At 50.6% G+C, this 25,081-nt stretch carries 22 protein-coding genes, 1 tRNA gene and 1 pseudogene; 12 read left to right on the forward strand and 12 right to left on the reverse strand.

Going from position 1 to position 25,081, the window contains the following annotated elements; genetic code table 11:
• The 3 genes and pseudogenes from C1752_RS26365 to C1752_RS26375 all read left to right on the forward strand — a co-directional run.
• On the forward strand, positions 1-114 hold a 114-nt coding region (locus tag C1752_RS26365; protein WP_146242456.1), incomplete at its 5' end, for a transposase.
• Between the two features lie 21 nt (positions 115-135).
• Positions 136-900 (forward strand): annotated as a pseudogene (locus C1752_RS26370) (oxidoreductase); the annotation flags it as partial.
• 294 nt (positions 901-1,194) lie between these two features.
• Complete coding sequence (locus tag C1752_RS26375; protein ID WP_110989029.1) at positions 1,195-1,686, forward strand: hypothetical protein; 492 nt, start codon at positions 1,195-1,197, stop codon at positions 1,684-1,686.
• On the opposite strand, the gene C1752_RS26380 is transcribed toward C1752_RS26375, so the two are convergent.
• The 4 genes from C1752_RS26380 to C1752_RS26395 all read right to left on the reverse strand — a co-directional run bounded on the left by C1752_RS26380 (position 1,683) and on the right by C1752_RS26395 (position 5,800).
• On the reverse strand, positions 1,683-2,435 hold the full coding sequence (locus C1752_RS26380) for a TIGR03943 family putative permease subunit (RefSeq protein WP_199464533.1): 753 nt from the start codon (positions 2,433-2,435) through the stop codon (positions 1,683-1,685). The genes C1752_RS26375 and C1752_RS26380 overlap by 4 nt on opposite strands.
• A gap of 15 nt (positions 2,436-2,450) precedes the next feature.
• Positions 2,451-3,455, reverse strand: coding sequence for a permease (locus C1752_RS26385; RefSeq protein WP_110989030.1), 1,005 nt, complete (start codon positions 3,453-3,455; stop codon positions 2,451-2,453).
• A 98-nt stretch (positions 3,456-3,553) separates the two neighbouring features.
• Positions 3,554-4,960, reverse strand: a complete 1,407-nt coding sequence (locus C1752_RS26390) for a TolB family protein (RefSeq protein ID WP_110989031.1) — start codon at positions 4,958-4,960, stop codon at positions 3,554-3,556.
• A 60-nt stretch (positions 4,961-5,020) separates the two neighbouring features.
• Positions 5,021-5,800, reverse strand: coding sequence for an SDR family NAD(P)-dependent oxidoreductase (locus C1752_RS26395; protein ID WP_110989032.1), 780 nt, complete (start codon positions 5,798-5,800; stop codon positions 5,021-5,023).
• Between the two features lie 166 nt (positions 5,801-5,966).
• On the opposite strand from C1752_RS26395, the gene C1752_RS26400 reads away from it, so the two are divergent.
• The 7 genes from C1752_RS26400 to C1752_RS26430 all read left to right on the forward strand — a co-directional run bounded on the left by C1752_RS26400 (position 5,967) and on the right by C1752_RS26430 (position 13,151).
• Complete coding sequence (locus tag C1752_RS26400; RefSeq protein ID WP_110989033.1) at positions 5,967-6,833, forward strand: class I SAM-dependent methyltransferase; 867 nt, start codon at positions 5,967-5,969, stop codon at positions 6,831-6,833.
• Between the two features lie 29 nt (positions 6,834-6,862).
• Positions 6,863-8,278 (forward strand): hypothetical protein, encoded by a 1,416-nt coding sequence (locus C1752_RS26405; RefSeq protein ID WP_110989034.1) that lies wholly within the window; start codon positions 6,863-6,865, stop codon positions 8,276-8,278.
• A gap of 65 nt (positions 8,279-8,343) precedes the next feature.
• Positions 8,344-8,706 carry a type II toxin-antitoxin system Phd/YefM family antitoxin gene (locus C1752_RS26410; RefSeq protein WP_110989035.1) on the forward strand — a complete coding sequence of 121 codons (363 nt, stop codon included), beginning with the start codon at positions 8,344-8,346 and terminating at the stop codon, positions 8,704-8,706.
• The gene (locus C1752_RS26415; protein WP_110989036.1) at positions 8,636-8,947 is read left to right on the forward strand and encodes a Txe/YoeB family addiction module toxin; all 312 of its coding nucleotides are present in this window, start codon (positions 8,636-8,638) and stop codon (positions 8,945-8,947) included. The genes C1752_RS26410 and C1752_RS26415 overlap by 71 nt, the downstream gene beginning before the upstream one ends.
• 94 nt (positions 8,948-9,041) lie before the next feature.
• A tRNA-Arg gene (locus C1752_RS26420) sits at positions 9,042-9,115 on the forward strand.
• A 66-nt stretch (positions 9,116-9,181) separates the two neighbouring features.
• Positions 9,182-9,805 (forward strand): tRNA (guanosine(46)-N7)-methyltransferase TrmB, encoded by a 624-nt coding sequence (gene trmB / locus C1752_RS26425; RefSeq protein ID WP_110989037.1) that lies wholly within the window; start codon positions 9,182-9,184, stop codon positions 9,803-9,805.
• 160 nt (positions 9,806-9,965) lie between these two features.
• Positions 9,966-13,151 (forward strand): CHAT domain-containing tetratricopeptide repeat protein, encoded by a 3,186-nt coding sequence (locus tag C1752_RS26430; protein WP_233501901.1) that lies wholly within the window; start codon positions 9,966-9,968, stop codon positions 13,149-13,151.
• Between the two features lie 9 nt (positions 13,152-13,160).
• Here C1752_RS26430 and C1752_RS26435 read toward each other — a convergent pair whose 3' ends face one another.
• From C1752_RS26435 to C1752_RS28745, 6 genes are all read right to left on the reverse strand, one after another.
• Positions 13,161-14,453 (reverse strand): glucose-1-phosphate adenylyltransferase, encoded by a 1,293-nt coding sequence (locus C1752_RS26435; protein ID WP_110989038.1) that lies wholly within the window; start codon positions 14,451-14,453, stop codon positions 13,161-13,163.
• Positions 14,454-14,590: 137 nt separating this feature from the next.
• Positions 14,591-18,679, reverse strand: a complete 4,089-nt coding sequence (locus C1752_RS26440) for an adenylate/guanylate cyclase domain-containing protein (RefSeq protein ID WP_110989039.1) — start codon at positions 18,677-18,679, stop codon at positions 14,591-14,593.
• A 124-nt stretch (positions 18,680-18,803) separates the two neighbouring features.
• Positions 18,804-19,385 carry an Npun_F5749 family FMN-dependent PPOX-type flavoprotein gene (locus C1752_RS26445; RefSeq protein ID WP_110989040.1) on the reverse strand — a complete coding sequence of 194 codons (582 nt, stop codon included), beginning with the start codon at positions 19,383-19,385 and terminating at the stop codon, positions 18,804-18,806.
• 68 nt (positions 19,386-19,453) lie between these two features.
• Positions 19,454-20,686 (reverse strand): nucleotidyltransferase domain-containing protein, encoded by a 1,233-nt coding sequence (locus C1752_RS26450; RefSeq protein WP_158535235.1) that lies wholly within the window; start codon positions 20,684-20,686, stop codon positions 19,454-19,456.
• Positions 20,687-20,836: 150 nt separating this feature from the next.
• Entirely contained in the window at positions 20,837-21,796 is a 960-nt protein-coding gene (locus C1752_RS26455; protein WP_158535236.1) for a sulfotransferase family protein, read from the reverse strand.
• A gap of 297 nt (positions 21,797-22,093) precedes the next feature.
• Entirely contained in the window at positions 22,094-22,255 is a 162-nt protein-coding gene (locus C1752_RS28745) for a hypothetical protein (protein WP_158535237.1), read from the reverse strand.
• Positions 22,256-22,257: 2 nt separating this feature from the next.
• On the opposite strand from C1752_RS28745, the gene C1752_RS26460 reads away from it, so the two are divergent.
• Positions 22,258-23,577 carry a heparin lyase I family protein gene (locus tag C1752_RS26460; protein ID WP_110989043.1) on the forward strand — a complete coding sequence of 440 codons (1,320 nt, stop codon included), beginning with the start codon at positions 22,258-22,260 and terminating at the stop codon, positions 23,575-23,577.
• A 41-nt stretch (positions 23,578-23,618) separates the two neighbouring features.
• Here C1752_RS26460 and C1752_RS26465 read toward each other — a convergent pair whose 3' ends face one another.
• Together C1752_RS26465 and C1752_RS28750 are read right to left on the reverse strand one after the other, a co-directional pair.
• A complete protein-coding gene (locus C1752_RS26465; protein WP_110989044.1) occupies positions 23,619-24,770 on the reverse strand; it encodes a glycosyltransferase in 1,152 nt (383 codons plus the stop codon).
• A 9-nt stretch (positions 24,771-24,779) separates the two neighbouring features.
• Positions 24,780-24,941, reverse strand: a complete 162-nt coding sequence (locus tag C1752_RS28750; protein ID WP_158535238.1) for a glycosyltransferase — start codon at positions 24,939-24,941, stop codon at positions 24,780-24,782.
• Between the two features lie 65 nt (positions 24,942-25,006).
• Between C1752_RS28750 and C1752_RS30580 the strand changes: the two genes are divergently transcribed.
• A partial coding sequence (locus C1752_RS30580; protein ID WP_417281540.1) for an IS1/IS1595 family N-terminal zinc-binding domain-containing protein occupies positions 25,007-25,081 on the forward strand: 75 nt, incomplete at its 3' end.

Raw genomic sequence — 25,081 nt, forward strand, 5'->3', positions numbered from 1 at the left:
AACTTTTTTGCCAAGATCAAGCAGTATCGGGCAATTGCCACACGCTACGATAAACGAGCCGTCAATTTTCTAGGAGCTATTTACCTAGCAGCCTCTGTTATATGGCTTAATTGATGACACGCCCTAGACAAAGCCGAACAAGCAAAAAAGTCTATTCTCGCGAAAGTACCGGATGCAGACCTCGACATCATTGAGCTAGATCTCAGCAAACTATCCTCAGTCCGGGCGTTTGCCGACACCTATCGGCAGCAGTTCTCTCATCTGGATTTACTGATCAACAATGCTGGCATCATGATTCCGCCCTATACAAAGACAGAAGATGGTTTTGAAAGCCAGATGGGCGTCAACCATTTGGGCCACTTTTTGCTGACGACTCTTTTAATTGATCTAATGCCCGATACCTCAGAGGCCAGAGTGGTTTCCCTCAGCAGCAACGCCCACAAGCTCGGGAAAATCAACTTTGATGATTTGCAATCAGAACGTAATTATTCTCGATTTTGTGCTTACGCTCAGAGCAAATTAGCCTGTCTCATGTTTGCCAACGAACTGAGTCGCAAGCTAGTCGCTTCAGACCGCCAAACGCTGTCCGTCTGCGCCCATCCTGGTGGCTCCGATACCGAACTCAGCCGACATATGTCTACAGGCACCATTAAGCTACTGAAGCTGAGTGGCTTATCTTTGATCACCCACTCTCCGGCAGAGGCAGCCCAACCCACTCTATATGCAGCGTTGGCCCCCGATGTTAGCGGCGGGGACTATTTTGGTCCCCAGGGCTTCTTAGAAATGAGCGGAAAACCTGGCAAAGTATCTCAGTCAAACTCAGCACAGAACCGAGGCGTGGCTCAACAACTATGGGAGACCTCCGAAGATCTCACTGGAGCAGCAGATCTTTGCAGATAAAGAGTAGATTCACCATCTGAAAATCCCCACTCATTCGATTGACTCTCTACCGCTAAAAGATTTCATCTGCTTGCCGCTTCGAGCAGATTGACGCAAGCGGTATATTCACAGATTGCTAGAGTTTAATCATCATTGATTAAGAATTATAAACAAGCGCATATTTCGCTCGCCTCTCATTGATATGAAGCTTGGGTATGCAAACAGTCGGGAGCTATTTCTCTACAGGGAAAAATGCTCCTAATAATGCATGAATTCAACTGACTTGTGATTGTCTCCAGAATTTCATTAGCGGCTATGACTAAAGGATATTTTTCACACTCATTTCTGCAGAATGTACTCAAAATCCTACTCTCGACCCTCGGCATATGGATAGGGCGGGAGGCTTTTTTATCCTCCGTTTCTGCCCAAATCCTCCTACGTCCGTTGATTTTACCGAGTCTTAACACCGAAAGCCCTGACTATTATTTTGACTTCAGTGAAGACATCTTCCTAAAAAAAACTGCCGAAGGATGCGTTCCAGGGAAATTCGTTCATATAGGAAGAGGCGGCTTGCCTCCAAGACCAACAGACGTCTTGACTTTCCCAGCGGTTTGGCATGACTTACGCCAATTGCCCCGACCCTTTAAAAAAGTAGAGCAGCGTAAGCTGCAAAAGAATGTCATACCGGCGGCAGAGATTCCTATTGAAGCCCAAAATTGGCAAGCTCAAGCAAATAAACAGCTAGCACTAATTACGCCGAACCCGAAGTCAGAATTTTCCGCCCTAGATGATACAAGTACCTGTTAATAGGAATAGGGATTTCGGGGTTCTGGAATGGGCTTGAGGGAATCAGCCACGATCACAAGCTGCCGTTTGCTGTCTAGGGTTTCAGTCTGCATCTGCCCCTTGACAGCAAACCATTGGTCGATGGGGTAAGCTTTGCGATCTGCCTTGAGCTTTACGGGTAAACCAATTGGATAGGCATCTGCCGCACAGCAGGTAATGGCAAATCGGGCCAGGGTCAGATAAGTATCAGGCAAGTTGTCAGGATACACGACGAAACCCTCAACATTCACTTTCTGGCCTTGATAGGCATCAGGTTCAGGGTAGACATCCAGGGTACGGACCCAGTCGAGGAGCGTTCTTGATTCGGGATTACTCTCGGTGCGAAAGGCCTGGGGATTGGCCCGAGTCACCACCGTTGTATCTTGCAGTCCCCGTTGAATCGCTGTCTGACTCGCAAACGGTCTCAGCGGAACAAGAAAGCCCACTAGGGCTGACACCAGCAAAATGATGCTCAGCCACTGGGGAGACAAAAATGAAAAATGCTGCATTCTCACTCCTTGGGGCTGTCGCCACAGCTTCAGCCCCTGGAAGATCGCTACGATCACCATAAAGAAACCACCACCAATGGTGAGGGCAAAATAGTTAGGGTGAATCAAAATTCCGAGCCTGCCAGAGATCCAGAATTTGATTAGTAAGGAACCCCAGGCTGCCATTGCCACCACCGTCAGCCAATCCGTTATTTTGATCCAGGGGAATGATTTAACTGTCATTTCAATATCCTCCGCTCAGCTAATCCAGAGATTGATTGCTAGCGTAAACAAAAAGGTCAACTGCAGAATCAGCACAAAAATATAAACGACGGCCCGTGTTTTGAACACCGTCAGCAACAGGCCCAAACTCTTCAGGTCAAACATGGGACCAAACACCAGAAAAGCTAGCAGTGCGCCGCCGGTAAAGGTGGAGGCAAAGGACAAAGCAAAGAACGCATCCACAGTGGAGCAAATCGAAATCACGCCGCCCAGGGTGATCATAGAGACAATCGATGACACCGGACCTTGGCCTAGGCTCAAGACAATCTCGCGGGGCACTGCCACTTGAATGATGGTTGCCAGCGCACTGCCCAGAACCAGGATGGCTCCCATTTCGCGCAATTCCTGGATGGTGTTTTCAATGAAAAGGGGAATGCGATCGCGCACCGAAAGTTTTGCTGCCGGATTCGCCGCCAGCACTGACTGCAGATTGGTGGTATCGAGTTCGATGGGCTGACCGGGTTGACCCAGTAAAAACGTGCCTGTTCTGAGCAGTGCAGGTTTATCGTCTTGATCTGATTTGGGCATGGCCGCAGCGATGGTGGGCTGCAAAAAGGGTTTGAGGTCAGCTTGGCTGCTAAAGACGAGGGCGATGATGGTTGCTATTGCCAGTGAAAATACCACCCGCAGCACCACCAGTTCAGGCTGATCTCGAAATGCGGTCCAGGTAGCCCAAATCACCACCGGATTAATAGTGGGAGCCGCCAGCAGGAACCCAATAGCCACCGGGGCTGAGACCCCTTGCATAATCAGCCGCCGCGCCACCGGCACATTGCCGCATTCACACACCGGAAAGAGAAAGCCAAACAGGCTACCCGATAACGCTCCCAGTAGGGGATTCTTGGGGAAAAGTGTAATCAGCTTCTGTTCATCGACGAACAGCAATAGCAGACCCGACACTACGACGCCAAAAATTAGAAAGGGCATCGCCTCAGCCAGCAAACTGAAAAAGAGTGTCAATGCACTCCCAAACTGCTCCATTCAATTCCGTCCAGACATTGCGGAAACTCCAGAGTCTAGGTTAGCGCAACGGCAACCCATGAAGCGCAGCAGGGCTGAGAGGTGAGCACGAACTTTCATTAGGGCACCCATTGGGGCTTTAGACCTGCCGCAATTCTCTGAGGGACTGACGTTGACTCAGCTTCTTTTGATAGGGGTAATAACCAGAGCTGACTCTCTGTGATCGTTTGACCGAAAATGTTCTGTACGACGCTGGGATGGGGCTGATCCGTGACGGTTATTTCTTCATAGAGCAGCCCTGAACGATCGGGAGCCAAACTAAAATGCCCCGTGGCTTGTCCAGGAAATGTTTTCAGGATTCGTGGTTGACCACCTTCGAGTTCAATGGCGCTCAGATGCAGGTCAGACCGAAACCCCTGTTCAGGGTTGAATTGAGAATAGAGACAGTAAACAGTCTTGGTCTGCGAATCGAGCTGAGCATCAAAGAAGACGCCTGTGGTCGTTAGCAGTTGTTGCGCCGAGCCATTGTTGGGGACTAAGAATAGAGAACGTGTCGAATCTGAATTGTATTTGACCATCAGTGCTGACGATCCGTCCCTTGTAAAGCTAATGGCATGATGGAAATTCGGTAAAAACCGCGTAGGTTGTTGAGAAGACTGGGGCGAAAGGGCTAAAACCGCGAGTCCTTGATTTTGACTGACGGCTACAGTTTGACCATCAGGTGTAATCAACACGTCACTATCTACATTCTTATTCGTGACGAATTGAGGTGTTCCGTCGGCATCTAATGTCCAGAGACTGACTTGGCCGTCTTTGCTGCGATCGAAACGCTGAACAATGGTCGTCTTGCCGTCTAAAGTCACGTCAAATTTGAGGATCTGATATTGGGTATTATCGAGCAACAGTTTGATCTGTCCTGGTGCTTCGAGCAACACCGTATAGAGCTGAGCTTCAAAAATTGTTTGCTCCGGTTGGGTTCGATCGAGTGCTCTAAATAAGATGCGATCGCGACCTGGATCGACCCTAAAATCAAGCACGGTAAAATTGGGCGGCGTTAGCATCACCTGCGTGTTGCGGGTCAAATTTTTGAATATTAACCGCCCGTTCTCTTTTTCTGAAATGCCCAGGTAGACAAACGCCTTATCTCGACTGCGGAACGATCTCTCAAAGGTCTGCATCGTTTCGCCCTTGGTCCCTGTAGCCTGGGCCAGCATGAGTTGAAATTTCTGACCGTAGGGAATGGGCTGCGTCAGCGTATAGGCCAGTCGTCGGCCTGACCAGCTCATTTTGCCGGGGAGTGGTGGGCTAATGGTCAGATTCTCAGTAACGCTTTGCCAATTCATCGCGCGGTTGAAGGTCAAGGTAAAGGCCAGATCGTTGACCCCTACTCGCTGATTCTGCCAGCTAAAGTCTCGCACTTTAGGATAGGTGCGATCTCCACTTGCCAACACTAGGCCAATCAGGAGCGTGAGACAAAGGATCAACAACAATGCGACCCGATCTAGAGGCTGGAGTTTGTTCTTCATTGCTCACATATAGACGCCTGAAAATACTCTCCAGCAGGGGATACAACAACTCTGTAGCAGCTACTGTTTCTCCATAGACTGCTGTGACATTTTCAGTAACATCTTGCGCGGGAGGAAAGGAACAAACCAGTTGATCAGGAAGCTCAGTCTTGCCTCATTGATTTTGACCAAATCGCCTTTGAACATGGCTTCATAGCCACACTTAGCAACGGATTCAGGAGATGCTGCATTGTTCCAGGTTGACGTCCCTTCAAGGTCACCAGCTTCAACAAATTCAGTAGCAACTGGCCCTGGACAAAGGGCCGTCGAGGTGACGTTCGTATCAGATAGTTCCTGAGCGATCGCCTGAGAGAAAGAGACCACAAAGGCTTTTGTAGCATAGTAAACGGCCTGTAGGGGTCCTGGCAGAAAGCCTGCAGTCGATGCCACATGCAATATTTTTCCAGAATTGCGGCTTACCATTCCTTGCAAATACAGGTGCGTCAGGTTCACTAGAGAAACCATATTGACCTGCATCATGGCCTGATCTTGCGTAAGGTCTCGCTCGTGGAACTTCCCGTGGCCGCCGAAGCCCGCATTATTGATCAAAATATCGATTTGGATTCCAGATGCTTCCGTGGCTGCAAAGATTTTTTCAGCCGAATCAGGTTGGGCTAGGTCAGCAGCAATAACGGTTGCTTTGATACTGTGAGCGCTCTCCAGTTCGGATTTCAATTCGTTTAGGGCACTTTCACGACGGGCAACTAATACAAGATCCCCCCCCTGTGCTGCATGTAGGCGTGCGAGTTCGGCACCAATACCACTTGATGCGCCGGTCACGAGTGCAGTATTACCGACCATTATTTTCTCCATGTTGTTTTGAACAAAATGATTCAAATGACTTAATGACCTAGCCAAAAGCTCGTGCGTTGAGGTTCTACTACCACCCAGCTTAGAAGATGCGGGGAAGACCATTAAGCTATTAAGGGTTACGTTGACGTTAGGCCGTAGTTCCAGGACAACTCTGATGGCACAATCACTTGAACTGGATGCTTACAAGCAAGGGGTTGCGGACTTCTATGATCGCAGAAGTCAAGGCTATGACGAGGGTGAGTGGCGTGTTCAAGTTTGCCATCGTCTGCTGGCATATTCGCCCGTTAGTATCGGGGAATCTGTTTTAGATATTGGGACAGGCACAGGCTGTGTTGCGATCGCATCCGCCAAAACCGTCGGTACTCAGGGACATGTCACTGGGGTAGACATCTCTCCTAGAATGCTGAAGCAAGCACACCGCAAAGTTACCGCATTAGGACTCAATAACGTCACGTTTCAACTGGCAGACGCTGAGACCCTCGACGACCCAGCCCATCAGTTTGATCATGTCCTGTGCGCCAACACATTCCCCTGGATGAAAAATAAAGCAGCGACATTACGCCTTTGGCATCGATTTCTCAAGCCAGGGGGTCGAATCGCGGTTCATACCCCTGCTGATACTGCATATGTGGGAGCCGTTGTTCTACGGAGAGTATTGGCAAGACACGGTCTTGCTCTAGAAGCCAGCAATCGGATGGGTTCAATTGATCAGTGTCGAACGTTATTTGAAAATGCTGGTTTTGAAGCTGTTGAACTCAAAACAGAGCAGCACGGAAGCTTCACCACCCTGGATAAAGCAAGAGCAACCTGGGAAAGCGTCGTTGTGAATCCTTCAGTTACCTCCCCGCAAGTAGCGAACGATGGGTTGTCGACTCTTTCCCAACCGCAACTAGCGCGCATCAAAGCCGAGTTTGCTACAGAGCTAGAAACCCTCCAAACTGAGCAAGGAGTTTGGGATGATCTCACTACGCTGTATATCTTGGGCCGTAAACCTGTATATACAGAGATAGCGTCGTCCTAAGATAGACCCAGGCAACCCAAATAACAGATATGAAACGGCTTCAACCCCTTGACCGAGCAGCGATTTCACTCATAACCATCTTCACGGTTTTGATAGTCTTGCTCTTGCTATCAGGAGATCGCACCGTTCCTCAGGTGCGGGACTTCAACTGGAACAATCAGCAAGTCGGCGCTGAGAACACGGCCTTTACGCTGGAATTCAACCGGACAATGGACTGGGAGCAAGTCGAAGAGAACCTGCAAATTACTCCCCCCTTGGAAGGGAAAGCGAGCTGGTCGGGTCGGCGTTTTGCCTATACCCTCACAGACCAAATGCCCTACGGGACTGAGTTTCAGGTACAGCTTGCTAATATCCTTGAAGCCAGTCGAGGCTCGCGCCATCAGCCAAAAGTGATGCAGCCCTTCACAGGGGAGTTTCAGAGTCGCGATCGCGCCTTCGTATACCTAGGTATAAACGGTGAAGAAGCGGGACGACTTATTTTGCGGAACCTTACCCAGGACGAGAAGACCGTTCTGACCCCCAAGAATCTATACGTCGTTGATTATCGTATATACCCATTGGGCGATCGCATCCTCTTCGCCGCCAACGATCTCAAAGTCCAAGAACAACAGGACTTCAACCCCCAGCTTTATACAGTGACCACTGGCCTCAAAATTGACGCCCCTGATCTCCCTGCTACCCCCACCTCAGACCCCGGCAAAACCAAGCTGGTCCTTGATAACGAAAAATATCAAATCCTTAAGTTCGAGCTATCGCAAGATGGTGAGCGGATCGTTATCCAGCGATCATTAAGGCGAGGCGAAGGCTTAGGAGCCGTAGATCTTTGGCAGCTAACCAACGGTTCACTAAAGCAACTTGAAGGCGTGACCGGTGGAGACTTTTTGATTGCCCCTGATAGCAACACCCTTGTAATTGCCCAAGGCGAAGGCATTGCCCTCCTCCCACTCGAAAAACAACAAACTGGCGAACCTCTGGGCTTCTTACCTCAGTTTGGCGTCGTACTCAGCTTTGCCCCAGATGGAACGGCTGCCACCATGCTGAGATTTAACCCAGACTACAGCCGCTCTCTATTCTTGGTCACCAATCAAGGCATTCAAAAAGAGTTATTGAAAACAAAGGGATCGATTCTCAAAACTGCCTTTGGACCTCAAAAGCAGTTCCTTTACGGTCTACTCACCCAAGTTCAGCCCGGAGAAGAATATATCGAGAATCCTTATCTGGCTAAGATTGATTTAGAGTCAGGTCAGCTCACCCGGCTTCTCAACCTTTTGCCACAGGAGCGAACCAACATTAGTCTGGCCCCTGACGGTTCAGCCCTTCTCTTTGACCAAGTGAATACTGAAGGCGTTGAAGAGAGCAGTACGCTCAAGCTCCTTCCTTTAGACTCTGATAGCCAAGAACCGAATTTAGTCGCTGCTGGCTTAAATCCTCGCTGGCTCCCCTAAAGTCGTCTCTTTGTAATCTAAGATTCTGGTGCTATTCTTTAACTGTACAGGTTTCAGGTACAACTATGCTGATCAGTAAAGCAGAGTCCGCTACGAACGCCCGTAAGGAATTCTTTAAAATCCTGGATGAGGTTGCCGAAGATAGTTCCGTTGTGATCGTGAAGCGTAAGGATGCGCCTAACGTTGCCATTCTGGCTGAGTCTGAGCTGAGTAGCCTAGTGGAGACAGTACATTTGTTGCGATCGTCCAAAAACGCTGAGCGATTATTCTCAGCTTTAGAAAAATCTCAGACTCGTGATCTAGATAGACCTGAGCAAATCGATCATGAGCAGACACTAGCAGAACTGCGGCAATACTGTGAGCAAACGGAAGAAGCGGATACAGTCAACATCACCGGGAGCATTACCGCAGAGAGTTCCGATCTTTGAAGCTGAATTCCGCGAAGATCTTAAGTTTCTCGCTCGAACCAATCCGACCGCCTACGATAAGGTTTGGAGATTTATCGACGAATGTCTAGAGCATCCATTCACCGGCACGGGAAAGCCTGAACCATTGAAATACGTTGGGCCTGATATCTGGAGCCGTAGAGTAACGCTGGAGGATCGCCTAGTTTACCGGGTTGGCAACGCCAAGGTAGATTTTTTAACCTGTCGCTATCATTATAGCTGACGAGTTTTACGCATTAAGCCAACGAATTTCAAGCTGTAGTTCAGAGGCAAGTCGCAAGAACGTCGAGAAATCTCTGCTAAGATAGACGAGCTTTGGGCTTGTAGCTCAGTGGACTAGAGCACGTGGCTTCGGACCACGGTGTCGGGGGTTCGAATCCCTCCTGGCCCGTTTACTGTTTATGATTATTGTATTCCCCAGTTTCTTCTGGGGATTCTTTTTAGTTCGGTTAAGTCCATGCCCCTGGTTCGAGTGCGTCAGCACGTTAATCCCCTCAGTCAGAAATATTTGGTGGCCACTGCGCCTCCAAACTTGCAAGATATTTTTGCCAAGCCCGAACGACCTCTGCATCTCGATATTGGCTGCGCCCGAGGTCTATTTCTACTAGAGATGGCGGAGCATCAGCCCGACTGGAATTATCTAGGTGTGGAAATTCGCCAACCCTTAGTTGACCGTGCCAATCAAGATCGCAATATGCGGCAGCTCAACAACCTGCACTATCTTTTCTGCAATATCAATACATCCTTAAAGACGCTTCTCCCGCCTCAATCTGTGCAAGCGGTCACCATCCAGTTTCCAGATCCTTGGTTTAAGCGGCGTCATCAAAAGCGGCGGGTGGTGCAACCAGAGTTAGTAGAAGCCCTAGCGGGTTGTATAAAACCCGGCGGCTGGATCTTGGTTCAGTCTGATGTATTGGAAGTAGCGGAAGAGATGTGCGATCGCATCTCTGAAAATCCTGCATTTACTCGGCAGAACCAGAACTGGCTCCCAGAGAATCCATTGCCAGTGCCCACAGAGCGAGAGCGCACCACATTAGAGCAAGGAATGCCCGTTTACCGCAGCCAGTTTCAAAAGCCATAGCAGGTAGTTACCAAACCTGAAACCAATGCAGTGCGATCCCGTGAGCGGGGGCATACTGAGTTGTATTGCCTGCGCCCCCTCAGTCCCTATGCGCTTCTCTAGCCATCGCTTCTCGTTACTGCTGCTGTTGTCAATGTCAACATTTGGGCTTACCCCGCTGATGCAGCATTCTTGGGCTAAACAAAGTGTCAAAGTGCAAGGTGCTGATGTTCAGGCTGATTCATTGCGGCTCAGTCTTGGCCAGAAACCCCAATGGTCTGGTTCCCTGTTGATGGCACAGGCCGATATAGATGGTGAAAGACAGCGATCGCTTGAAGAAGCTAAGCAGTTAAATCAGCAAGTTGTTCAGCTATACAAACAGGGACGTTTCTCAGAAGCTGTTGCGTTCTCACAACGCGTACTGAGTATTCGAGAAAAAGTACTTGGAGCAGGACACCCTGATATCGCCACCAGCCTCAATAACTTGGCTCTGTTGTATCATTCTCAGGGGCTTTACTCAAAGGCTGAGCCGCTTTTCCAACGCGCCCTGAACATTGACGAGAAAGTACTTGGAGCAGGACACCCTGATATCGCCACCAGCCTCAACAACTTGGCAGAGTTGTATCGTTCTCAGGGGCTTCATTCAAAGGCTGAGCCGCTTCACCAGCGTGCGCTGAGTATTCGAGAGAAAGCACTCAGTGTCGAGCACCCTCACGTTGCCATCAGCCTCAATAACTTGGCAGGGTTGTATCATTCTCAGGGGCTTTACTCAAAGGCTGGGCCGCTTTTCCAACGCGCTCTGAGCATTCGCGAGAAAGTATTTGGAGCAGACCACCCTGATGTCGCAGTCAGCCTCAATAACTTGGCTCTGTTGTATCGTTCTCAAGGGCTTTACTCAAAGGCTGAGCCGCTTTTCCAACGCGCTCTGAGCACGAATGAGAAAGTGCTCGGAGCCGAACACCCCAATGTCGCCACCGGCCTCAACAACTTAGCAGAGTTGTATCGTTCTCAGGGGCTTTACTCAAAGGCTGAGCCACTTCACCAACATGCACTGAATATTCAAGAGAAAGCACTTGGAGCAGACCACCCTGATGTCGCAGGCAGTCTCAACAACTTGGCGCTGTTGTATCGTTCCCAGGGCCTCTATTCAAAGGCTGAGCCGCTTTTCCAACGCGCTCTGAGCACGTATGAGAAAATGCTCGGAGCCGAACATCCCAGTGTCGCTACCGGTCTCAACAATTTGGCCGAGTTGTATCGTTCTCAGGGGCTTTACTCAAAGGCTGAGCCGCTATGCCAACGCGCTCTGAATATTCGAGAAAAAACGCTCGGAGCTGACCACGCTGATGTTGCACAAAGCCTTAACAATTTGGCGCTGTTGTATAGTTCCCAGGGCCTGTATTCAAAGGCAGCTCCCCTTTACCAACGCGCACTGAGCATTCGAGAAAAAACGCTCGGATCACAACACCCTGATGTAGCAGATAGCCTCAACAACTTGGCAAGCCTATATGATTCTCAGGGCCTGTATTCCAAGGCAGTCCCCCTTTACCAACGCGCACTGAGCATTTACGAGAATGTTCTGGGAGCAGAGCACCCTCATGTCGCCACCAGCCTCAACAACTTGGCACTGTTGCATCACGAGCAAGGAAATCTTACCCTTACCCATCAACTCTTTAGTCGTGCTGCGGATATCGAAGAACGGAATCTAGATCTGATGCTCTCCACCAGCTCTGAATCTAGGAAACAAGCCTACATTGCCACTCTGGCGGGAACAACAGATGCAATGCTCTCCTTCAGCATAGATGCTTCTGAGTCTCCTTCTTTTTCCCAACTGGCCTTCATAACTATCCTGCGCCGTAAAGGGCGAGTCTTATCTTCACTGATTAATAGCTTTCAATCTCTGCGCCAGAATCTATCCTCTACCGATCGCCCCCTTCTTGATCAACTCCAAGCTCTTCGTTCTCAACGAGCTACCCTCACCTTCCAGGGTCCAGATCAGCTCCCACCCAAACAACATCAGGCCACCCTTACTCAGCTTAAAATTCAAGAAGACCAGCTAGAGAACCAATTAGCCCGTAAAAGCGCAGAATTCCAAGCTGAGACCCAATCCGTCACCACTGCTGGTATCCAAGAACAAATCCCTCAAGGTGCAGCCCTAATCGAACTCGTCAAGTACAGCCCCTTCAATGCCAAAGCCATCAAGCAAGAATCTCAGTGGGGAACTCCCCACTACGCTGCCTACATCCTCAACGCAGACGGCACCCTCCAATGGACTGATCTCGGCAAAGCAGCCCCCATCGACCAGACCGTCACCCAATTCCGCCAAGCCCTCAAATCAAACACCTCCAACATCAAGCCCATCGCCCGCAAGCTCGACCAGCAGATCATGCAGCCCATCCGAGCAAAACTGGGCAACACCCGCCAGCTTCTTCTATCTCCCGATAGCCAACTCAACCTAATTCCCTTTGCCGCCCTCGTCGATGAGAACAATCAGTACCTGGTCGAGAACTACGACATCACCTACCTCTCCTCCGGTCGAGATCTCCTCACACTCCAGACCACAAACTCTAAACAGAAGCTGCAGCCACCCGTCATCATTGCCAACCCCGACTATCAAAGTCCGGGAGAAAGCATCAAAATCGCATCCGCTCAAGCAGCAAAAAACCGCAGCTCCCAAGACCTAAACCTCAGTTTCGGCCCCCTACCCGGCACCAAAGCAGAAGCAGAGCAGCTTCAAAAACTACTCCCTCAATCGACACTGTTTACCCAGAACCAAGCCACAGAGAATGCCCTTAAGCAAGTCAAATCTCCAGAGATACTCCACATCGCCACCCACGGCTTCTTTCTAGAAACCGATCTAGAGGCGGTCTCTACTCCCAATAACAATAGAGCCAGCATTAGTGTTGTTTCTCAAAAGCCCCCTAAAGCAAAGCAGGAGAAAAAGTACGAGAACCCTCTGCTGCGCTCCGGTCTAGCCCTAGCAGGAGCCAATCCACGCAAGAGTGGCACCGAAGACGGCATCTTTACCGCCTTAGAAGCAACCAACCTCAATCTGCAGGGGACCAAGCTCGTGGTTCTTTCTGCCTGCGAGACAGGTCTGGGCAACGTGGAAAATGGTGAAGGTGTTTATGGTCTTAGACGCGCCTTCGTGATGGCGGGGTCTGAAAGTCAAGTGCTCAGTCTCTGGAAGGTGGATGACATCGGCACCAAAGATCTAATGGTGAAGTACTATCAGCGTTTGCTCAATAAAGAGGGTCGGGGAGAAGCGCTACGGAAAACGCAGCTAGAGATGCTGAACAGTCCTAAATATCAGCATCCCTACTACTGGGCGGCCTTTATCCCGTCCGGTGACTGGAAGCCCATCCGCTAAAGACCAACTCTAAATCACAGTCCCGTCAGGAATCACGGCATTCTTCAGCACCACCGTCACACCGCTGCGAATCATGAAGCCATCGCTTTCGCGATCTGCTTCCTCGACACGATCTTTGTTGATGATTTGTACATTAGAACCAATGCAGGCATTTTTATCCACAATTGCCTTTTGAATCGTCGTATCACGACCAATACCGAGGGGCACCTGCTGATGGCTCGGATCAGCAGCGTGTTCTGGAGACTTCTTATAGTAGTCAGACCCCATAATCATGGCTCGGTCAATCACACAGCCGGATTCAATGCGTGATCGGACCCCCAAGACCGAATTATTAATCTGACAGTTTTTGAGAATACAGCCTTCACTAATCATCGACTCTTTGACCTGACAGTCGAGCATTTTCGTCGGCGGCAGGTAGCGAGATCGGGTATAAATAGGCGCTTCACGATCGTAGAAACTAAAGGGTGGTGCAGGCTGTCGGGTCAGCGCTAAATTCGCCTCATAAAACGATTCAATCGTTCCAATATCTTCCCAATAGCCGTTAAAAAGATAGGCTTGGACGTTGTGGTCCGCCGCGGCCGATGGAATAATCTCTTTACCAAAATCTGTCGATTCCGGCGAATTCTTCAGCAGATCAATCAAGACATCTCGCTTGAAAACATAGATCCCCATAGAAGCGATGTAGGGCTTCTCTTTTGCCTCAGATGCAGAGAGTCCCAGCGTCGAGGTATCAACCTGCATTGCTCTGAGGGCATCCCCCGTGGGCTTCTCACTGAAGTCAACAACGCGACCCGACTGATCGATCTTCATAAGGCCAAAGCTGGAGGCCCTTGACTCACTGATAGGCACAACCGATAGCGTGATATCTGCGTTGGTCTCCCGGTGACGGTGGACAAACTCTCGGTAATCCATCCGGTAAAGATGGTCACCAGACAGAATAATAAACTCATCAATATCTTTTGATTCCGACAGCATCCATAGGTACTGCCGCACAGCATCTGCTGTGCCCTGAAACCAGTTGGGGTTTTCTGGCGTCTGCTGGGCTGCTAAGACCTCAGTAAAGCCATCAATAAAGCCAGAGAACGTATAGGTTTGGCTGATGTGCCGATTGAGAGAGGCTGAGTTGAACTGAGTCAACACGTATATCTTTGTAATCTCAGAGTTAATGGAATTACTAACAGGAATGTCGATCAGACGATACTTACCAGCCAACGGCACAGCAGGTTTGGCGCGTTGCTTGGTTAGCGGGTAAAGCCGAGTACCTGCTCCGCCCCCCAAGATAATCGCCATCACTTTTTTCATGAAATAACCTCTTAACTGCCAATCCGCTCTACAGTCCAGTGTCAACCGCTAGGGGGCAGTTGACAAGGGCAAATTCGTTAAGAGACCGGTAAGGCCCCCGCCAACTCCAGATAACAAAGGTCTCTCGGATAATCTCGTTAATCCGATCTCGAATCGTGTCTCTCGCTGTCTTGAGCCTGAGGCCCTATCTCTAGCATTTGGAACAGCTCATCGGCCTGCGCTTGATGCCATTGGCGAGATGGATCGCTCGAGAGACAGAGGCTCCACATGCGATGGATTTGGGCTTGCTCATAGGGCATCTCAAGCTGCTGCGCTATATCGAGTCCTTTTTTCCACAGACGCTTAGTTTGTTGAACCTTGCCCTGAATCCAATTGGTATATCCCAGCCAATACAGCTGTCGTGGTTGTCCGATTTGAAAAGATTGGGCATATTTTTGTAGAGCGCTCTGGGCTTGGCGGCAGAGAGCGAACTCACCCAGCAAATAGGATACGTCTAAGACGCTACCGTACCCTTCTAAGACATAGAGTGCGATCGGTGGGGACTGCTGAATAGAGTCTAGAGCTAGGGCAACAGCCTGCCGGGATCGCGCCAATTCTCCTTGACAATAGAAGATCAGCGATGATAGACCTTGCAGCCGGATCCGCTCACTCACTAAATCAGGACGCTCTCTGAGCAGTTTTTGAGCTGATTGCATAAGGTTTAGGGTTTGAACTCCAACGGTCATTAAAGAGTCTGTGGGGAGTCCTATGCCCAAAGCTGTCAGGGATTGGGGGCGACCGATATTTGACATCGCTAAGCGCTCTTCAATCTGTCCCAACAGCCCCCAGGCCTGGGCTTGAATATCGCCGCACTGATGACCCGTTTGATAGATTTGCTCCCAGAGGAGCAATGCGTCTCTAAAGCGGCCCTGGCAATGTTTGACCAACGCCAAAGCTGCTAGGGATTCAGCCAAATGGTGGTGATCACTAAGGGTACGATAGGCATCAATGGCAACCTGAAGACGTTCCTGTGCGGGAGACCACCGGCCCCCGCCGCTGCGATAGGCTCCCGTGACCAGGGCGACCCACCCAACACATGAAAGCGAGGCATCCAGCTCGTGCAGAGTGATCTCGGCGAGGGTACTGTATCGACGGGCGAGGCCATGAAGCTGGTTGAGTCCGGCAGCAAAGCACACATTCGCATAAATCCGAGCGAGCTCTGAGGAAGGAGCAGCGGTCTCTGCGATGTTAAGCCCTGTAATGCTGGCATAGGTGGCGAGGGTCCGGCGATGCGTGTAGTAGTAGACTTCTCCCAAGGTGACGTAGGCTCTTGTCAGCTCTAGGCGTTTGAGCTGAAGCGCGGTGGAGAGAATTTCAGGAGAGCGAGACCTCAATCGATGCCAGGTTTGTTGTCCAATCTGTCTTAGCAAGTTTAGCCAAAGAGACCGCTGCGGCATGGCTTGTCCGAGTTGTGAGAGTGCGGCCTGCAAGTGATGCTCACTTTTTTGGAGCTGCCCTAGACTTAGGCAAGCTTCTCCTAACTGTCGATGCCATCGAGCCTGACGCGGCTGGTCAGTCTGGGTTCGCTCTAGGGCTTGGGTCAAAAACGCAATGGCTTCCTGATAGGCACCACTGGTGAGGGCCTGTTCACCGGCCTTGTCGAGATACTCAAGGGCTTTGAGGTTGTCTTCCGCACGGCTCCAGTGGAAGGCAAGCAGTCCATAGGCGTCTTGACGGGATGAACTTTCGTACCAGGTTGCGATCGCACGATGCAGCTCTCGTCGCTGAGAAAACAACATCAGCTGATAGGTGACTTCCTGCATCAGCACGTGGCGAAACATATAGGCCAGGGGTTCTGGCGATTCCAGCACCAGCAGTTTTTGTTGATATAGCCCCTGAACATTCTGGGGAAGCTGATGTTTATCAGCAGACAGCGGGTAGATTTCGTACAGCAACGGATAAAGGAAGCTACGGCCAATGACGCTAGCGGACTTCAGCAGAAGCTGCTGAGCAGGGGTCAAACGATCAATTCGGCTGGTGATCAGTCCCTGCAGCGTGGTGGGCAAATTCAGCTCCTGTTCGTGAGGGCCATCGGCGGTCCAGTCACATTGATTATTTGCGATCGCAACCCCCCCCGCATCTCGCAGCGCGTAGGCCAACTCTTCACTCAAGAACGGATGTCCCTCAGCCTTCTGATAAATAAAGGTGGTGACCGACTCTGACAACGTCTGGATCCCAAGCTGCTGACAGACAAACTGTTGGGTTTCAGCACGGGACAGCCCCGCCAACCGCAAATACTTTGTTTGGTCCGCCGTCAGCAACTGTTGATAATCATCGGGACGTGAGCCTGTGCGGGGACGAGTGGCAATCACAATCAGGACGGGCCACTTTTTCTGGCTGAGGGTACGTAATAATGCCCATGAGGCAGAATCAAGCCAGTGAGCATCCTCAAACGCAAATAACATGGGCGCTGATGTAACGCCTAGCAAATGCAGCAGCAGTGCTCGGATATTGTCCGCACGGACCGCCCCCTGCATCTGCTGCGTGAGCTCTGTTTCTGGGAAATCAACATCGAACACAACATTGAGTAAGGGCGCAATGGCCTCAGGGCTCTTTGCCAACCGCGTGGGCACATCTGAATCTGATGCTAAAAGCGTTAATAGCTGCTGACGTCGCTGACGGGTATCGGTCTCTAGCCCCAGTCGTTGAGCGAGAATAGGTCGCCAAGCATAGTAGGGCGTAAATTGCTCAATGGCGTCTCCGGCCCCTGAGGTAAAAGACAGATTTTGGGTTTTAGCCCAGTGCAAAAAGTTGGCGAGCAGTTTAGACTTTCCGATCCCGGCCTCACCCTCAAGGATTGCGATGCTGGGTCGCCGCTTCTTTCGCCAGCGTCGCACCATTTCGATCAGATGTTGACGTTCACGCTGGCATCCGATTAGATCGGTCTCTGCAATCAATGGCGGTGGGGTAAGACCCAGGGGCTGATAAACAGACACTGGTCTATCGAAACCCTTGAAGAGCCGGGGTGACAGTGCGTTATAGGTGAGTTTTGATCGGCTAGCTCGGTAGGTCTCGCGATCACAGAGAACTTGCCGATCAGCCGCCTGCATCAGTCGAGCCGCTAAATTCACGACCGCCCCAATCATCGTGTATTCGCAGCGCTGAACGCTCCCAATCGTGCCGCAGAAAACATTGCCTGTACTCACCCCAATTTTGCAATGCCACCCCTGAGCCTGTAGCTTTTCCTGCATTACCAATGCAGCCTTGATCCCACGTTCCGGGTCATCTTCATGGGCCAAAGGCGGCAGCCCAAACGCGGCAACAAGCGTACTCCCCTTCTCATCAACGCTAATTTTGTTAACGCTGCCCTCTAGGCGATACAAAATGCGCTGCAGCATCACCATCGTGGCCTGCATCTGCTCCAGCGACGCTGAGTCACTCAACTGCGGCAAATGAATAAACAAGAGCGTAATCTGCCGGTACTCAGCCAACCAATCCATCTGCCCCGCAGACAGACGGGCCAGAATTGCCCCTGGGATGTAAGAGCGCAGGCCTTCTGAGAGGACACCGGGCACCGGTTCATCGGCCACAGGACACTGAGAAGAGGGGGCAATTGATCTGAGTAACCGATCCCCCTGGGGTAACGGCTTTCCCTGGCCCACTACCTGCACAAGCGCCCAAGCAGAAGCCGACAAAGCCACTCCCCCTAGCGGAACCTGGATAAAAAGCCGGCTGAGTTGACTGAGGGGTGGCCCCGTTACGATATAGTCCCATCGGTTCAAGACGCCCCCCACATAGGCGACCGTGATCTCCCCCACAGCAACACAGATGCGAAGCGTTAGATCAACGTTCTCAGGCGGTTCATAGGTCTGGGCATAGGCCTGAATGATGAGTCCACATTCTGCGGCTTGATGAGTAACCGTTTCCAAAGAACCGCTTTCTGTGACCGTCCATGCAGCCAGCAGCGAGTCACCCGCAAACTTAATCACGTCCCCTCCGTGGGCCAAGATCAAATCTGTAATATCGCCAAAGTAAGTATTGAGAATTTGGGTCAAATCCTCTAAACCCGTTGGTCCAGATTGAGCAAGCGCCTCAGTGAGAGAAGTAAATCCTGAGATGTCAGCAAACAAGAGAGCTGCCGAATATTGTTCAGATCGATGCGGACGGAGGGGACTTGCTTCCTCTGACAGATGGCGCACAACCAAACGGGGCACATAGCTAGCTAAGGTATCGATCAATTCGACCACAGGAATTCTAGGCCCTTCGCAAATTAAGGTGCGTTTCTTCGTTTCTTCTATTTAACAATGTTCAAAAAGTTAAGATCCGTGAGCTTTTAGATCTAGGTGCAGACAACGATACGAATCAGACCTTTTAGGGATTGACGGGCTGAACAGACCATTGACCCGATGATTCTAAGTGATATAGGCGTCGCTGCTGCGGCATTCCGCGTAGTTCTAAATGATCGACCCGATTCGGCTCTAGCAATACGAGGCAAAATGATAAGAGGGGGCGGTCTGCGTCAAGGGACTCTATTGCAGCAGGATTCTCCGTCTGCGGCATTCCGGGTGTCGGCCATGCAAACTGTTCTTGCGCCGACTCTGAGAGTGCTTTCCAGGTCAGCTGACGCTGGCGCTGTAGGGATGCATCAGCACAGTCTCGATCAATGAGCCGCAGCTGACCCGAAATCCGAAACTGCTCTCGCGTTTTTGGGAAGTACCAGCAGGCTTCAGTCCAGCTACAGCTCTGGATTTGCCCAACTTTGGCGCTGCGCTGGTCGGTCACAAATTTAAGCTGATTAGAGGCCTCAAGAAAACCACGAAAAACGACGGTGCGGTTAGCAGGCTTCTGATCTCGCGTGAGCGTGGCCAACTGCAGATAGCGGGCATTGGGGAGAGACCGATTGCGATGAAGGGCGCGGGCCAATGTGGGTCGCCAAGGCGTTGGAGGAGTCATGACAGGGTTGGTTAGGCGCAGCTTCAAAACACGATTATCGAGCCTTTAGCCCCCGAAGTCACGGGCCTTCAAAAAACAAGGCTCAATGCTTTCTTACCGGTTTGCGTTAAGAGCCGCACCGGACGCAAAAAGTAGTAAAGAAAGTAAAAAGGGCGCGGCAGAGGTAAAAATTCATGATCTAGGGTATTGGGTAATACCTTGATCACTTTTGATCTCATGTGACGCCTGATCTCTTTCAAGCTGTCCCATCGGTCCTGGGGATGCTCAACCGACCGCAGATGGAACCAAAATTTTTCGCGCGTAAAGCGCCGGCCCAGGCGATTGTTAGAATCGAACAATTTCTGAACGCACTGGTGGGTGAGCTGCTGACCAATGACATCCTGGGCAAGCTTTTGCTCAATTAAGGGGGGAAGGGGAGTACCTAAAAACGTATGGGCTAGTGATAGCCCCAACAGCAGTCGCCGCTCGCATCGTAGTACTTGCGATCGCATCAGTATTTCTGTCCAGTTGGCCTGGGGAGAGTTTTGGACCCACTCAGCAACATCACAGATCCATTTGAGACCGCGCCAGCACTCTTTCGAGCCGTGCAGACAAAGGTAGATTAAGAGATCGGCTTGGCTAAAGCTAGGGACTGACTGACCCGCAATCGTGATCATTTCGCGGCGCTCCCACAGCAGATCGAAGGTCAAGGCCGACGAAAGAAAATCCTCTACGGTCAGATTTCGATGCAGATCGATGGGGACGATGCCTTTTCTGAGACCGTATTCCCGCCAAGAATTCATAAATGACGCTTCCTGAGCAGGATCTAAAAAATGCCACTGCCGCCCAGAACAGTAGCCTGCCTCTGTGGTGAGAATTGCGATCGCATCTAACACCCTGTGCGGCTCCACCCAAATATCTAGGTCACAGAAATTTCTCAGCGCCAGATTCCCATAGGCAGAAACGGCCAGAACCGGACCCTTAAAAGGCAAGGCGCGAATACCGTGCGTTTCTAGAAGCTGCAGAATACTGAGCAGTTCCCGCGTGAACAGAGTATTTTTCAGAGCAATTTGCTGTACAAACTGTCGCAGCTGCTTCAGCATTTGTTGCGGGACAACATCAGGGGCAACAGCGCTCAAGCTTTGATAGAGCAACGGGAGAACACCGTGATTACCTGCCGTTTCAATCAGATAATCCCAGTCCAGATCATTTTGGCCTGCCAACACCTCAATCTCCTGAATCGAGGCATCCTGAATTTGGGTGGTTGCACAGCGAAGCAGCAGGCGAAGCTCAGACCCTAAAGATACGTTGAGACTTTCCACAGACAACACTTCTTTCTCTAAACTGCGCCCTCAGATCCTAAACACAAGACCTATTGACCAGTGTACCCAAATCAGGCCAAACGCTCTCAGCATCTGCCCTCAGCCGTTTGGTAACGGCAAAACAGCCAATGTTGTTTTGCTAGCGTGACATTAATCAAACCAGAGAGATAAAAGCTCCTGCCCCAATAGCTCATCGAGTCCAGCCAGCTCCTTTTTAAAGAAATCATCTAAAAACTGCTTGGTTGACGCTCTCATCTTAGGAGGTCTGCTGTCGGTGAGCGGATTAATAAGCCGATGGGCCTTATTAACTATTTTTGGAATATTGAATTTTGACTTAGATTGACCGTGGTGAGTGGGCAGAAAATCGCCATAGTTAATCGTGTTTAGCTGGCGGAACCATTTGTTTCTTAAGATCTGAATCTTTAAATATTTTGGAATTCGAGCAGAGTTTTCATGAGATTTAAAAGCAGCTGTTGGTAGTGCTTCAAAATCAACGCCGACATGCTCACAGACTGACCGTACAGTCTGTGCTTTATTCGCAATAAATTCTTCAAACAGAACGATCTTAATGCGCGCTCTCGGAATATACCTTAGAAAATCTTCCAGTTGCTCATAGTACATGCTCCGTCCTAAAACACTGTAGGGATCATACTGAATCATCTGTTCAAAATCATAGACAGCCCTACCCGTTCTAAGCATGTGCCAATACTGAGAATAGGCTCTGCTGGTCGGGTGGCGAAGCATGACCACAACTTTGATGTCTTTGGGCTGTAGGGCAATTCTCTGCGCCGCTCGTTTAGAACTGAGATAAACGGTAGAGTCTTCGCCAATCATCTGACCGGCTTGAGCTGCGGCAAAATGACGGGCATACCAGCGCCAAAATTTTTCCGGATCTTCATGGATATCTTGCGAGATCCACTGTCCTTGCTTAAATAAGAAGAAGTCAGGGTGTTCCAATAAGTTATCAATATCAAAAAAATGGATCTCTTTCTCAGGTATATAGATATCTGGATGTTGATCAAGAACATGGTGCAACGTTGTCGTTCCAGACTTCATTGCGCCACAGATAATAAAGTCTGGAATTTTAATTTTTTCTGGAGCAATCCACACGTTAGTCAGCTGAGTCATTATATTTTAGGTTCGGTATATTTCAGTTCAGGAGGGCACCTTATAGGGTCTGACCTGTCGTTCATTGACGCTCGCGAAGAGGGGATTGAGGTCTGTCTATCACTTTAAATACAGGATAAGAGTACAGGAGATAGCTCACGTTTAGATCTGATACGTGAGCTTTTTTGACTGAAGATAACGCCTATTCTTTCTAGGTGTGGCCACCTGTTCCAGGTCTGGCTGGAACGTTTTTCCGAACCTTGAGTCCAGTACTTATGGGTAGGCTGCCCTCTCGTCTCGTCATGATCTAAAGACTTCTTCGTTATCCTGAAGGAAGTCAATGGGCTTGGCAAGCAGAGCATTGGCGCTACCAATGGCGTCTCCTCCGGCTAATACACGCCGTTCAAGCTCTGTATTCGTCCAAATCCGTTCCCGTTTTCCCTTGCTCCTTGCATCACTCACTCATGAAACTCCAATCCATTGCTTTACCGCTTGTTTTTCTGATGCTGTGTCCCCCGGCATGGGGAGAGATTCTCATGTCAGTCGATGCTGAAGGGGCGAGCATTCGCAGCCGTCGAGATGGCAAAGACAACTATGTCAAGAACAGCGTTGATGGTGACCTGATTGACAACAGCTTAGTGTTAGAAGGACAGGTGCATGGGCATGCTCGCCCGCCCGCCATCAGCACAACGGAATATCGCCAAGGCTCTCACTCTCTCATGTTTCAAGTGTTGCCCAACAATCGCGGTAAGGAGCGGTCTGAGCTGTGGTTTGAGGGGTCGCGCACGGGCAGGAAATCACGCCGAAAACCGTTTGACCCCAGCTTTACCGGTGGCTCGCGCACATCCGTTATTCCCTGGGGCGAAGAGCGGTATACGGCTTTCAGCTTCAAGCTGCCGACTGACTATCAAGTCGGTAGTGGTCTTTTCATTACCCAATTTTGGCAGGTTTCTCCCAAGGGTCCACCTGCGTCGCTATTGCTCTATCGCAAGGACGGGCGTCTAAAGGGCACGCTTCAGATTCTCAACGATCGCGGTATGCAAATTGTGGATCGATTCACGGTTAAAAGAGGGGTCTGGCATGACGTAATTCTCAATTACAAATTTAGTCTCAATCCCAGCGAGGGGTTTATGCAGGCGTGGGTCAGACCCGTCACCAACAAGCAGTACCGCAGACTTAAGCGATATCAGGGAGCCATTGGCTTTACTAGCAACTCCAAGCGGCGCAGCAAAGGATTGTTTCATAAGTTCGGCATTTATCGTCCCGGTAAAGATAGTCGGAAGCAAACCGTTTTCTTTGATGAAGTTCGCAATGCAAGGCCTAGCCCCAATATTTTCTATGAGCTTGATCCATCCTTTATCAACCCACGTCAGTTTTATGTGCTCAAAAATCTAGGGGCCAACGCTGCGCTCTCGGTTCCGAATAGCAGTCAAACGATTACCAGCGGCAGCAGCGCGATTTTATCTGCTGCGTCGCGTCGGGGCTGGCAGTTTATTTATGTAGAGGATGGATACTATCAGCTTCTTAGCAGCGGTAAGGCTCTAGAAGCGAAGCAAGGTAGCAGCCAGACCTGGAATGATGGCGATCCGGTTCAGCTAACGGATCGAACGGACCAGCCGAGTCAGCACTGGTACTTGATTGATCAGGGGAAGGGGAACTATCAAATTATCAATCGAGCCAGTCGCCTGTCACTTGCGGGCAGTCCAGGCACGTCGGATGGCCAATTGGTCCAGTTGGCACGCCCAACCACTCAAGCTCCCCAACTTTGGCGATTTGGGTCTTAACTCGATCCCGTCTCTGATAGCTTTACAGCTTTAGGTGCCAGCTACGTTGGTTCAGATGAGAGGGGCTGCAATATTTGTGCCAGCTGCTGATTAACAACAGATAGATTGAAATCTTGACTCGCTTTTTGCTGAGCGGCTTTAGCGATGACCTGACTTTGTTCGGGGTGCTGGTGGCAAAAGATAATTTGGTCTGCGAGCTGTTGCGGAGCATTCGATTCACAAAGCCATCCGGTCTGACCAGAGTTAATGAGTTCGGTGGCTCCCCCTGCGTTGGCGGCGATGACGGGGCGTCCACAGAGCATGGCTTCAACAATGACGCGCCCAAAGGGTTCGGGAGCCGTTGAGGTATGAGTAATCAGATGGCAAAGACTCATCATTTGAGGCACGTCATTCCGAAATCCAAGGAAACGAACCCGGTTCTCTAGCCCTAAGTCTTTAACTTTTGCCTGTAGGTGTTGAACATAATCGGCTTCACCGAATAGCGCATCACCGACGAACAACGCTGAGATCTCTTCAGGGCAAAGCGCCAAGGCATCTAGCAGTATGTGCTGACCTTTCCAGTGCGATAGGCGGCTAAAGTGACCGACCCAAAAGGTATCGCGGTTGAGGTCAAGTTCTTTGGCCAACGCCTCTTGTTCATGGAGCGGAATCAGATAGTTATCAGGCTGAAAGCCATTGTATAGAATACGGGTTAGCTCTGGCCGTCCTCCGGCTTCAATGAAGGCGGCTTGCGTGGCGTGGGAGTTGGCGATCACGAGGGTGGCGCGGTTAGCTAAGGTGACGGCGATCTGTCGATTGGTATGACTAAAGTGGCTGGCCGATAAAATGTCGTGGAGATGGTAGACCAGGGGGCGGCGGGTGATAAGGCTTGCGATCGCACCCACAACCAGCGCCTTGGGCGTATTGGCGTATATCACATCAAACTGACGCGCCAGTTTCACGACTTGGCCGAGCAGGGGCAGCAGAGCTGGAATACGGCTGAGTGCCAGCCACAAACTGCTGTCTTTGCGAATCTCAATCGACTGCTGTGCCAGCACCTGCACCGGAATTTGCTGCTGCTCTAGCAGGTCTTTAAAGGGACCATCGACCAGCAGCGCCACCAAACACCGATCTCGATAGGGACGGGCAATATCCATCAGGCATAGCTCTGCCCCACCGGGTTGACCACTTTGATCAATAAACAGAATTTTCATGGCGGTCTCTTAGGCGAGTAAAACTTGGCGAACCTGCTGGGCAATCACTGGCCAGCTATAGTGCTCGGTGGCAAATTGACGGCAGGCATCTCTAGAGGGGAGCGGCTGAGGATTTGTGAGATGGGTCTGGAGACGGGATGCGATCGCATCCACACCCACCGCATCTGTCACCAGCTCCGGGCTGGGTAGTCCGCCAGATGTAAGGATAGAGGTAGCTCAATCGTTCATGCTCAACAATGTCACCCCTAATCTGTCCTAGCTGCGGGTCTCAAAAGGTCGTCAAAAACGGTCGCATCCATAACGGCAAGCAA

It is taken from the genome of Acaryochloris thomasi RCC1774 (assembly GCF_003231495.1).
Lineage (GTDB): Bacteria > Cyanobacteriota > Cyanobacteriia > Thermosynechococcales > Thermosynechococcaceae > RCC1774.

Excerpts from the sequence above, each read along its gene's own strand:
- C1752_RS26375 (WP_110989029.1), top strand. The coding sequence starts at position 1,195 with ATGACTAAAGGATATTTTTCACACTCATTTCTGCAGAATGTACTCAAA.
- C1752_RS26380 (WP_199464533.1), bottom strand. The coding sequence starts at position 2,435 with ATGACAGTTAAATCATTCCCCTGGATCAAAATAACGGATTGGCTGACG.
- C1752_RS26385 (WP_110989030.1), bottom strand. The coding sequence starts at position 3,455 with ATGGAGCAGTTTGGGAGTGCATTGACACTCTTTTTCAGTTTGCTGGCT.
- C1752_RS26390 (WP_110989031.1), bottom strand. The coding sequence starts at position 4,960 with ATGAAGAACAAACTCCAGCCTCTAGATCGGGTCGCATTGTTGTTGATC.
- C1752_RS26395 (WP_110989032.1), bottom strand. The coding sequence starts at position 5,800 with ATGGTCGGTAATACTGCACTCGTGACCGGCGCATCAAGTGGTATTGGT.
- C1752_RS26400 (WP_110989033.1), top strand. The coding sequence starts at position 5,967 with ATGGCACAATCACTTGAACTGGATGCTTACAAGCAAGGGGTTGCGGAC.
- C1752_RS26405 (WP_110989034.1), top strand. The coding sequence starts at position 6,863 with ATGAAACGGCTTCAACCCCTTGACCGAGCAGCGATTTCACTCATAACC.
- C1752_RS26410 (WP_110989035.1), top strand. The coding sequence starts at position 8,344 with ATGCTGATCAGTAAAGCAGAGTCCGCTACGAACGCCCGTAAGGAATTC.
- trmB (WP_110989037.1), top strand. The coding sequence starts at position 9,182 with ATGCCCCTGGTTCGAGTGCGTCAGCACGTTAATCCCCTCAGTCAGAAA.
- C1752_RS26430 (WP_233501901.1), top strand. The coding sequence starts at position 9,966 with ATGCAGCATTCTTGGGCTAAACAAAGTGTCAAAGTGCAAGGTGCTGAT.
- C1752_RS26435 (WP_110989038.1), bottom strand. The coding sequence starts at position 14,453 with ATGAAAAAAGTGATGGCGATTATCTTGGGGGGCGGAGCAGGTACTCGG.
- C1752_RS26445 (WP_110989040.1), bottom strand. The coding sequence starts at position 19,385 with ATGACTCCTCCAACGCCTTGGCGACCCACATTGGCCCGCGCCCTTCAT.
- C1752_RS26460 (WP_110989043.1), top strand. The coding sequence starts at position 22,258 with ATGAAACTCCAATCCATTGCTTTACCGCTTGTTTTTCTGATGCTGTGT.
- C1752_RS26465 (WP_110989044.1), bottom strand. The coding sequence starts at position 24,770 with ATGAAAATTCTGTTTATTGATCAAAGTGGTCAACCCGGTGGGGCAGAG.